At 69.2% G+C, this 9,682-nt stretch carries 11 protein-coding genes; all 11 read right to left on the bottom strand.

Annotation, left to right across the window (positions count from 1 at the left end; translation table 11 throughout):
• Positions 1–128 precede the first annotated feature (128 nt).
• Complete coding sequence (locus M3N57_06455; protein ID MDP9022331.1) at positions 129–1,133, bottom strand: AAA family ATPase; 1,005 nt, start codon at positions 1,131–1,133, stop codon at positions 129–131.
• Positions 1,133–2,041 carry a type II secretion system F family protein gene (locus M3N57_06460; GenBank protein ID MDP9022332.1) on the bottom strand — a complete coding sequence of 303 codons (909 nt, stop codon included), beginning with the start codon at positions 2,039–2,041 and terminating at the stop codon, positions 1,133–1,135. Before M3N57_06460 ends, M3N57_06455 begins: the two co-directional genes overlap by 1 nt.
• 24 nt (positions 2,042–2,065) lie before the next feature.
• Positions 2,066–3,967, bottom strand: a complete 1,902-nt coding sequence (locus M3N57_06465) for a type II secretion system F family protein (protein ID MDP9022333.1) — start codon at positions 3,965–3,967, stop codon at positions 2,066–2,068.
• Positions 3,964–5,421, bottom strand: a complete 1,458-nt coding sequence (locus M3N57_06470; GenBank protein MDP9022334.1) for a CpaF family protein — start codon at positions 5,419–5,421, stop codon at positions 3,964–3,966. Before M3N57_06470 ends, M3N57_06465 begins: the two co-directional genes overlap by 4 nt.
• Entirely contained in the window at positions 5,418–6,614 is a 1,197-nt protein-coding gene (locus tag M3N57_06475; GenBank protein MDP9022335.1) for an AAA family ATPase, read from the bottom strand. The genes M3N57_06470 and M3N57_06475 overlap by 4 nt, the downstream gene beginning before the upstream one ends.
• A gap of 32 nt (positions 6,615–6,646) precedes the next feature.
• Entirely contained in the window at positions 6,647–7,414 is a 768-nt protein-coding gene (locus M3N57_06480) for an RcpC/CpaB family pilus assembly protein (GenBank protein MDP9022336.1), read from the bottom strand.
• Positions 7,415–7,427: 13 nt separating this feature from the next.
• Entirely contained in the window at positions 7,428–8,456 is a 1,029-nt protein-coding gene (locus M3N57_06485; protein ID MDP9022337.1) for a pilus assembly protein TadG-related protein, read from the bottom strand.
• Positions 8,453–8,869 (bottom strand): pilus assembly protein, encoded by a 417-nt coding sequence (locus tag M3N57_06490; protein ID MDP9022338.1) that lies wholly within the window; start codon positions 8,867–8,869, stop codon positions 8,453–8,455. Before M3N57_06490 ends, M3N57_06485 begins: the two co-directional genes overlap by 4 nt.
• 2 nt (positions 8,870–8,871) lie before the next feature.
• Positions 8,872–9,027: a Flp family type IVb pilin gene (locus M3N57_06495; GenBank protein ID MDP9022339.1), complete on the bottom strand. Its 156-nt coding sequence runs from the start codon at positions 9,025–9,027 to the stop codon at positions 8,872–8,874.
• 79 nt (positions 9,028–9,106) lie between these two features.
• Positions 9,107–9,298: a Flp family type IVb pilin gene (locus M3N57_06500; protein ID MDP9022340.1), complete on the bottom strand. Its 192-nt coding sequence runs from the start codon at positions 9,296–9,298 to the stop codon at positions 9,107–9,109.
• A gap of 249 nt (positions 9,299–9,547) precedes the next feature.
• Positions 9,548–9,655 (bottom strand): hypothetical protein, encoded by a 108-nt coding sequence (locus M3N57_06505; GenBank protein MDP9022341.1) that lies wholly within the window; start codon positions 9,653–9,655, stop codon positions 9,548–9,550.
• Between the last annotated feature and the right edge of the window lie 27 nt (positions 9,656–9,682).

Below are 9,682 nucleotides of genomic sequence, written 5' to 3' on the forward strand. Positions count from 1 at the left end.
CTCGACGGCTGCGTGGGCGTCCGGGTTCGCGCTGAAGGTGTCGCCGGTTGCGCACCCTGTCAGCAGGACGGCCAACGTCACGGCAGCTGCCCACCGGGTGCTCCATCGCCAACAGGACCGCATCCCGCCTACTCGACGTTCAGGCGCTCGTCGACCAGGCGTTCGCGCACGTAGTCGCCTTGCGGGTCGAAGCGGTAGTGCGCGAAGTCCTTGCGGAACTCGAGGTCGACCAGCGCCGGCCCGCCCCGGTTCTTCTCGACGCTGAACACCACGGAGTGGCGGAAGCCCTCCGCGCGCACGGTGTCGTACGCGAGGTGAACCTTGGACACGCAGCGCGACTTGTCGTTGAGGATCACCGCGACGTCCGCCTCGTAGGCCAGCGCGGAGGAGCCTCGGAGGTGATGCAGCCGCAGCCGGGGTGCGTCGAGGGCGCTGCGGTCAGCTGCCGTGACGGCCAACACCGGCACCTGGCGGGTCAGCGCCAGGTCCTTGAGTGCCTCGGCGATGCGGGTCACCTTCTCGGCCTCGTCCGGCGGCTCCGGCCTGACCGCCACCTTCTGCAGGTAGTCGACGATGAGCAGCCCCCCGCCGGCGAGGTGCTCCTCGACGAGGTCCGCCAGCTCTCCCACACCGGTGTGAGCCCCGGATGCCGATACCAGCCACAGGCGGTCGCTGTAGCCACGAAGCCGGTCGATGGCGGCTGCGAGCAGCGGTTCACGGTCGACGAGTGCGCGGAACGACAGAGGTGCACCCAGGCAGTCCCGCACCGCCTCGCGCAGCAGCTCCAGGTGGGGGTCGAGGTGGTCGCCGTCCTGGCCGAGCTCCATGAGCAGCAGCCGGGTGAGCAGTTCGCCGGCCGTGTGCTCGTAGCAGGCGTAGACGACGTCGCCACCTGACCGTGCGTGGTGTCGGGCCACCTGAAGGGCAGCGACGGTCTTCCCGACACCGGGCAACCCGGCCAGCAGGACGAGGTCCGTGGGGCCGATGCCGCCCCCGAGGGTGGTGTCGAGCACGTCGAACCCGGTGGGCAACGGGGCTCCCCGGACGGTTCCGCCGTGGTGGTCCGCGGTGAGCAGCGCGTCCAGTGCGGCGGCCGCGGTCGTCGGCGCGTACCGCCGTCGAGGGTCCTCCATCAGCCCATCCCGGCGAAGGTCTGGTAGATGCGGATCGCAGCTGGGCCGAGGATGACGATGAACAGCGCAGGCAGGATGCACAGCACCACCGGGAAGACGATCTTCACCGGGATCTTCATGGCATGCTCCTCGGCGCGCTGGCGACGCTTGATCCGCAGCTCCGCCGCCTGTGTGCGCAGCACGTCCGCGACCGGGATGCCGTAGTTCTCCGCCTGGATCAGCGCGAGGACGAAGTGACGCAGGTCGGGGACGTTCGTGCGCTCCATGAGGTGGCGCAGAGCCGCGGACCGCGAGACGCCCAGTTGGGCCTCCTGAAGCGTCCGGGTGAACTCCTGGGCCAGTGGCCCGGTGCCGCTCCTGGCCGACCTGGCCATGGCCGAGTCGAAGCCCAGGCCGGCCTCGACCGCGATCGTCATCTGGTCGAGCGTGTCCGGCAGCTCACGCTGGATCTCGGCCTGGCGTTCCTGACCTCTGCTCATCAGGAGCAGGTCGGGGGTGAAGTACCCCAGTGCGGTGACCGCCAACCACAGCAGGAACCACATCGCCGTGCGGTTCGAGGAGAACAGCAGGTAGCCGACGAGAAGGCCGCCGAGGCCGAGCACAACCTTCGCCGCGAGGAGGCGCTCCATCGGCCACGTCGCCGGCTGGCCTGCGAGGATCCGGCGCCGGTCCAGTGCGGCCGCCCAACCCGCCGGGGTCAGGCTCCGGCCACGTTCGGCGAGGAACTGACCCAGCGGACGGAGTGCCCGCTCGCTCGCCGACCGTGCGAGCACGGCCTGGCGGAGGTCGGTCGCACCGAGGTTGTCGCGTGCGCTGCGTCCCGGCGTCCGCCCGGAGGCCAACGACCACCACATCAGAGGCAGGGAACAGCCCACCGCCACCGCGGCCACCATGATCGGGATCGGCATCTCCGTCGTCCTATCCAGCGAGAGTCAGAACACCAGCCGCGTGAGCTTGCGCAGCCACAGGGCTCCGACAGCCATGAACACGCCGGCCACACCGAGCATCACGATGCCGGGAACCGTCCGCGTGAGCTCCGAGAGGTAGCCCGGGCTCGTCATCGTGATCAACCCGGCCACCACGAACGGGAGGGCCAGTAGGACGTAGGCGGAGTAGCGCCCCTCCGCGCTGAGCGCCTTCACCTGGCGGCGGATCTGGTTGCGCTCCCGGATGGTGGCGGCGACCGTGTCGAGGACCTCTGCGAGGTCACCCCCCACCTCTCGGTGGATCTCGATCGCCTGCACCACCCACGCGAAGTCCTCGCTCGCAACCCGGTCGGCCAGCGCTCGCAGTGATTGCGACACGTCGCGCCCGAGACGGGCCTCGATGATGACCCGGCCGAACTCCTCCGCAGCCGGAGCATCCGCCTCCCTCCCGACCGCATCGATCGCCTGCATCAGCCCGTACCCCGCCCGCAGGCTCCCGGCCAGCAGTTGCAGCACGTCGCCGAGCTGGTCGGCGAACCTCGCCTGTCGTCGCGCGGCCAACACCGACAGCAGCGTGCGTGCCGCGACGACGGACAGCGCTGCGAACAGCACCCCGACGGCGAGGTTGGCCATCATCAGCCCGACCCCGAACGCTGTCGTGGCGGCGCAAGCGGTTAGCACGACGTACTCGCCGGGGCGGAGGTCGAGGCCTGCGCGCTCCAGCGCGTCGTTCAGTGCGCCGGTCCGTCCGCGGCGCTCCAGCTGCCGTTCCGCCAGCATGCTGGCCTGGCCCGCCAGTCCGGCGAAGCTGGTCGTGCGGGGAACTCGGGCCACCCCCGCCTCTGCCGCCAGGCGCCGGCGCGGCTCGCGGGCAGCGACGACCACGTAGGTCAGGATGAGGAGGCCAGCGAACACCGCCAGACCGCCTGCCCCGAGCACGAACGGGTTCGTCCACAGCGACGACACGGCGATCAGCTCGCCGGGCGGGCGGGGCGCGGGCTGCGACTTCGATGGTGCCGGTGCAGCGGCCGGGAGCGTGATCCGCTGCTCGCCGGAGGCCCGGACGCCGTCGGCGGCGAAGTCAACGCGCACCGTCGAGGCACCGTCGGCTTCCGAGCGGTAGGTGAGCTCGAACCGGCTGACGAGTTCTGATGCGATGCTGGTGTACACCGCGTCGAGACCGTTGGCGTCGTCCACCGGGACGACCCGTCCCTCGCTCACCTCGGCCAACCGTGCCAGTGGCTCGGGATCGGTCTCGGGGGTACGCAGCTCGATCGCGTACAGGCGCGCGCCGGAGGCCTCCAGGGCGCCGGCGGCGTCATCGAGCGTCGTCGCGCTGGCGGTGTCCCCGCCGTCCGACAGGAGCACGATGGAGCGCCGCGCCGTCGCGTCCTCCGGCGAGAACTGCGCCAACGCGGTCGTGACGCCGTCGTACAGCGCGGTCCTGCCTGCGGCCGCCAGGCCGGCGATCGCCACCTTGGTCGCGGTCCGGTCGGTGGAGAAGGGAGCGAGTACCGATGCGCCGGAGCCGAAGCTGACCACCGCGACGTCCACCTCTGCGGGGAGGCGATCCAGGAAAGCCTCCGCCGCCCGCCTGGCCGCTTCGATCGGCTCCCCCTGCATGCTCCCGGAGGTATCGACGAGGAGGACGATCTCGATGTCCTCCGAAGCCAGCTGTGTGACGGACACCGACCGGCGCTCGCCATCCTCGGTGACCGTGAAGGAGCTTTCGGCCTCGTCCGGGTCGACGGCGGCCGGCGCTGTGACCTCGATGCGCACGTTCGGGTGGCCGCTGACGTCGACGTCCTCGATCGTCACGGTCCCTGCCGCAATGGCGAGGGCCGCCGATGCCGCGACGACCGCGGCCATCGCACCGGCCGACACGAGCAGACGCGCGCGGAACTTCATGGCCCGAGCCGTCGGGTGGAGAGGTCATCGGTCCCCGAGAGGGGGGCACCGAAGACGACCGCGGGAACGGGGATGCCGAGCTGGGTCAGGTGCTCGACGAACCGTGGTCGGATCCCGGTGGGGCGCTGCGAGCCGAGGAAGCGGCCGTCGGCGTCGAGTCCAGCGGAGTAGTCGAACAGGAACACGTCCTGCAGGGTGACGACCTGCCCCTCCATCCCGTGCACCTCGGTCACGTGGGTGACGCGCCGGCTGCCGTCGCGAAGGCGGGAGATGTGCACGATCAGGTCCAGCGCCGAGGCGACCTGCTCACGGATCGCTCGGACGGGGAGCTCCATCCCGGCCATGAGCACCATGGTCTCGAGACGGGCGATCGCGTCGCGTGGTGTGTTCGCGTGCACCGTCGACAGGGACCCGTCGTGGCCGGTGTTCATCGCCTGGAGCATGTCCAGCGCTTCGCCGCCGCGGACCTCGCCGACGATGATGCGGTCGGGACGCATGCGCAGCGAGTTGCGGACGAGGTCGCGGATGGCGACCTGGCCCTTGCCTTCGATGTTGGGCGGTCGGCTCTCGAGTCGGACCAGGTGGTCCTGGTGCAGCTGGAGCTCGACCGCGTCCTCGATGGTAACGATGCGCTCGTCGTTGGGGATGAACGACGACAGGACGTTGAGCATCGTGGTCTTGCCGGTGCCGGTCCCGCCCGTGACCAGGATGTTGAGTCGGCCACGGACGCATGCGGAGAGGAGCTCGACCATCCCCGGGGTCATGGTTCCGAAGGTGACGAGGTCGTCGGCCGTGTAGGGATCCTTCGCGAACTTGCGGATGGTGAGGCTCGGTCCGTCGACCGACAGCGGTGGGATGATGGCGTTGACGCGTGATCCGTCGGGGAGCCGTGCGTCGACCATCGGCGAGGACTCGTCGATGCGGCGTCCGACCTGTGAGACGATGCGCTCGATGACGCGCCGTAGGTGGTCGTCGGATACGAACCGTGCGCCAGTTTCGTACAGCTTGCCGGCGCGTTCCACGAAGATGGAGTCCTCGCCGTTGACCATGACCTCCGTGACCGTGTCATCGTCGAGGAAGCGCTGGATCGGCCCGTAGCCGAGCAGGTCGTTGCTGACCTCCACCACGAGCCGCTGGCGCTCGGACGTGCTCAGCGGGGCTCGCTCGTGCTCCACCGCCGCGGTGAGCTCCGCGTGCACGAACTTCTGTAGTTGCTCCGCGGCGAGGGACGAGTCGTACAGGCGGGCGCCGAGTCGCGCGAACAGCGCGGTCTGTGCCCGTTCCTTGATGTGTGTCAGCGGATCCAGTTGGGGGCTGACCTCCTCCGCCGTGGTCTTCGGCAGCGCCGGTCCTGCCTTCGCCGGAGCCGGCGCCGGTGTTGGCGTCGACCCAGGGGCGGCCGACGCCGCCGGTGCGTCGCGGTTGACGGCCTTGAGCCGGTCGCTGAGCTTCACGTCCGATCCTTCCTGCGCCATGGGAAACCGCCGTGCTGGTCGCTCGACGGCTTCTCGGCGAACCGTCCGACTAGCTCACGGAGCTGGCGCGCGGCTGGGGACCGCGGTTCCGACGTGATCACGGGGGCCCCCTGGTTCACCGACACCGGAATGGCCCGGGTGCTCGACAGCGAGACGTGTACCGGCAACCCCACGGTCGCCTCGACGTCGCCCGCATCCAGGCCTACCCGGCTGTCGGCCCGGTTGAGGACGAAGTGGCGCGTCTGGTGGGACATGCCAAGCTGATCCAGCGCCAGGACCTCCTTGCGCAGCCCCCGGACGCTGGGGACGTCCATGCTGCAGACGAGGACCAGGTCGGTGGCGCACTCCACCGCCGACAGCGTGTGCTCGCCGAGCCCTGCCGGGGTATCCACGATGACGTAGGTAAACTCGGCCGACAGGACCTGCAGCACCTGCGTGACCTGCTGGGCCGTGACCTCCTCGCCCTCCGCTGGGGACTCCGGGGCGCAGAGCGTGTACAGGTCGGACGGGTGCGGCGTCAGGAAGACCTTCAGCGTCAGCGCGTCCAGGCCGTTCACTGCCCGTGCGGCGTCCGCGATCGTGTGCTCGGGCACCAGCCCGAGCCCGCTGGCCGCGTCGCCGAACTGCAGGTCTAGGTCGACCAGGACCACCTTGCCCCGAGCAGCCTCTGCCAGCCCGAGCGCCAGGTTCGTGGCGACCGTGGTCTTGCCGCTGCCACCCTTCGGGGACAGGACGGTGATCACCTTCCCGCCTGCGCTGGTGGGCTCCCCGGCGGTGACGTTATCGCGGCGCCGCTGGGTGACCTCCAAGGCGCGTTCGAAGACCTCGCGCACCTCAGCGTCGAGCGCGTCGGGCGCGAGGACGTCGCGCACGCCAGCGCGGAGAGCCCTCTGGTACAGGTCAGGGCTCGGAGGCGCGACGAGGATCACGCTGACCTCCGGGCGCTCGTGGTCGAGCGTCCGTGCGATCGACAGGGCGTCGGCGACCGGGATGTCGGGCCCGACAGCCACGACGTCCGCTCCGCTGTCGACCGCCTGCCTGGCCAGCAGTGCCGAGTCGGCGGCGTCACGGAACCAGCGCAGCTCGCCGTTCAACGTCCCCCCGAAGGCCTGGCGGATGCGCTGCTCGTAGGCGACGTTGGGTGTGGACAGCAGTATCCGTGGTTGGGTCATGGTTCGTTCCCTCGCTGTCGTGACGCGGGCGTCTACTTGTTGTAGACCGTCCCGCGGTGCTGGATCGTGGTGCCGTCCTCCGTGGCGGTCTCGGGCTCGGCCGTCAGCCACACGCGGCCGAATTCCTGCGCGAACACGATGCGCTCGACCGAGGGGGCGTCCACGGCGAGCGTCACCAGCAGGTCGCTACCCGGGACGGGTTCGGGACCGCGGTCTTCGTCGCCCTCTCCGGATCCCCGCGACGCCGTGGTGGGCGCCGCCTGGACCCGGGTGACGAGGACCTTGTGGAGCATCAGGTGGGTCTCGTTGGGGGATTTGGTCCCGGAGCCGTTGACGTCCTCGAAGGGCTCGAACGATGCGACGAGACCGACCGTGTCGCCGGGCCGGAGGTTGCCACCGACCGCCCGCTGCGGCTCCAGCTTGATGGTGACCTCCTGCAGGCCGTCCGGCACCTCGACGCCGGTCTGGCGAGCCAGCACCTCAGGCTCGACGAACCGGGTGGAGACGACCTGTTCACCCGGGACCAGGTCGACGGCCGCGACCTTGCCCTCCAGGTCGGTAACGTCGTCGACGCTGCCGGCGGCCTTCACCTTGGCGGGGACGCGCTTCACCTCGACCCGGGTGGCGAGGTCCTCGGCGCGCGTTCCCTTGGCGATGTCCTGCATGACCACGAGGACGTTGAGCGTCCGCTCACCCGCGAGGGCCCGGTCCTCGGCGGACTTCGCCCAGCCGAGCAGGGTCAACGTCCCGATCGACGCCAGCAGTACCGCGGCGGCGACTCCGACGAACTTGCGGTTCATGCGAGTCTCCTGATCATTTGATGAGGTCGACGGACACGACGCCGTAGTAGGCGCCGCCACTGCCCATGCCACCGAAGGTGACGAAGTCGGTGAACCACCCGCGGACACAGCGGTTGGCCGGGTTGACGCACGCCATGTTGTTGGGGTGGTAGGTGCTGCCACCGAAGTTGAAGCCGGTCGGGCGGAACGCGCCGAACCCGGCGATGTGGAACTCTCCGTTGGCTCCGGACCCACGCCACCCGTCGAAGATCGGCACCAGCAGCGGCGCCGCGCCGGGATTCGCGTCCATCTCGAGGATCTTGTCCTTCAGCTTCTGGTAGCAGTTGGGCCAGGGGTCGTTGATGCGTGCGCCCTCGCCGGTGATGCCGGGCATCCACTCGTCGGCGTCGATGGTCAACGTGCAAGTGGTCGGATCCAGGCTGTAGGTGGAGTGCTCGAGGTCCAGCCACCCGAAGCCACCCTCGTATAGGTCGTCTGTGGTCGGGCACACGATCGGGTTGCTGGGGGTCTTGTAGTAGACGTGGTAGTCGGGAGGGCCGACGAAATCCTCCCCGTTCGACGTGAGGGTGTTGAAGGTGTCGAGGCAGAACGCGAGCGGGAAGATCTCGAGGCTCCCCGGCGTCCGAGCCCACTTCGCGGTGGCCTGGGCCCGCACGGTGGTGGTCGCCGAGTCCTCGCCGAAGATCCACGCGAACCAGTGGGTGAGGAAGCCGTCACCGTTCGAGAGCGTCTCCGTCTCGACGGTGATGTAGCTGTCGACAAGGTTGAGTTCCACGATGCTCGCGGTGGATTCAGCGTCGTTGGCGTTGGCGCTCGCGTAGGAATCCACGGTGTTGTTGAGCTCGAGGCTGGTCAGGCTGCACTCGATGACGCCCTTCGCACAGTCGTAGGCGGCAGCGATGGCAGCGCCGTCGGCGCCGTTCTGGAGCTCGCGACGCTCCTGGTACAGCTGACCGGAATCGACCGAGATCGCAGCGAAGCCGAACACCACCGCCGTCAGCAGCGCCACGATGACCGCGACGGCGCCCTCCTCGTCGTTCAACCGCCGCATCGCATGACTCCGATCCCGTTCAGGGTGATGGGTGACGCCAGCGCGGAGCCTCCGAAGAGGCTCATCAGGCCCGATAGCGGCGTGATGTACGAGAAGTCGTAGGACGCCGTCACGTTCGCCGGCTGCCCGGCACTGCCGGCGCAGTCGGCCGGGTTCAACGCGACGGTGATCTCGTCGGGAGGCAGCGACGGCGCGGCGTCCTTGGTGGTCTGCACCGGATCACCGGTTCCGAGCGCCAGCACCCGAGCGCCCTCACGGGCGGCGCCAGACAGTGAGATGTGGGCGTTGTAGGCGCGCGAGAAGTCGATCATCCCGAAGATCAACAGGAGCAGCATCGGCAGGATGAGCGCGAACTCGACCGCCGCAGCGCCGCGCTCCTGGGTGAGGGGATCCCGGAGTACCACCGTCAGTTCGTCAGTGCGTCGCGGAGATCCGCGTTACTGAAGAGGTCGTTCAGGTTGAGACCGAGCGCGGTGACGGCGCCGACGATGACCACCGCGATGAGCGCGGCGACGAGCGCGTACTCAGCGGACGTCGCACCCGCCTCGTCATCGAGTCGCATCCCGAGCACCGTGGTCTCCTATGTGGGGCAGGAGCGAGGCGCAGGGGCGGCCCGAGTTCGGGCCGCCCCTGCGTATGCCTCAGTTGATGGTGGTGGCGACGCTGTCGAAGAGCGCGGCCAGGTTGTTGCCGAGGGCCGTTACGGCGGTGATGATCACGACGGCGATGAGGGCGACCATGAGGCCGTACTCGACGGCGGTCGCGCCCTCTTCGTCGTCGGTGCGGACGAAGAACGACGAGACAGCCAGCCAGGCGTGGAAGAGGCGTTCCATGCTTTCTCCTTGGACTGGGCCAGACTGTTCCGACCCGGTTTTTGGGTACGCAGCTGAAGCTATTCTCAAGACGCTTTCTGGGGATGAGGCGCACGGCGCAACTTCGGGGCGCCGCCCGTCCTCTGATCACCGGGACCAAAGTCCCGCTCGTCGACCTCGCGTGGGCGTCAGCGTTTGGGTCAAGCTGGCAGGATGTCGAAAACGACCGGAAGCGTCGGTCGAAAATACCGGAAGCGTCGGCGGTTTCCGCTACCTGGACTCGGGACGGACGATCCCCAGCCGGTACGCCTCGGCGACCGCCTGAGCGGCGGTCTCGACGCCGAGCTTGGCGTAGATGCTGGTGAGGTGGTTCTTCACGGTCTTCAGGGAGAGGAAGAGCCGTTC

This window comes from Actinomycetota bacterium (assembly GCA_030776725.1).
In the GTDB taxonomy this organism is placed as follows: domain Bacteria; phylum Actinomycetota; class Nitriliruptoria; order Nitriliruptorales; family JAHWKO01; genus JAHWKW01.

Bases quoted from the DNA above. Each gene is read 5' to 3' on its own strand.
- M3N57_06460 (MDP9022332.1), bottom strand. From the start codon at position 2,041: ATGCCGATCCCGATCATGGTGGCCGCGGTGGCGGTGGGCTGTTCCCTG.
- M3N57_06465 (MDP9022333.1), bottom strand. From the start codon at position 3,967: ATGAAGTTCCGCGCGCGTCTGCTCGTGTCGGCCGGTGCGATGGCCGCG.
- M3N57_06480 (MDP9022336.1), bottom strand. From the start codon at position 7,414: ATGAACCGCAAGTTCGTCGGAGTCGCCGCCGCGGTACTGCTGGCGTCG.
- M3N57_06495 (MDP9022339.1), bottom strand. From the start codon at position 9,027: ATGCGACTCGATGACGAGGCGGGTGCGACGTCCGCTGAGTACGCGCTC.
- M3N57_06500 (MDP9022340.1), bottom strand. From the start codon at position 9,298: ATGGAACGCCTCTTCCACGCCTGGCTGGCTGTCTCGTCGTTCTTCGTC.
- M3N57_06475 (MDP9022335.1), bottom strand. From the start codon at position 6,614: ATGACCCAACCACGGATACTGCTGTCCACACCCAACGTCGCCTACGAG.
- M3N57_06455 (MDP9022331.1), bottom strand. From the start codon at position 1,133: ATGGAGGACCCTCGACGGCGGTACGCGCCGACGACCGCGGCCGCCGCA.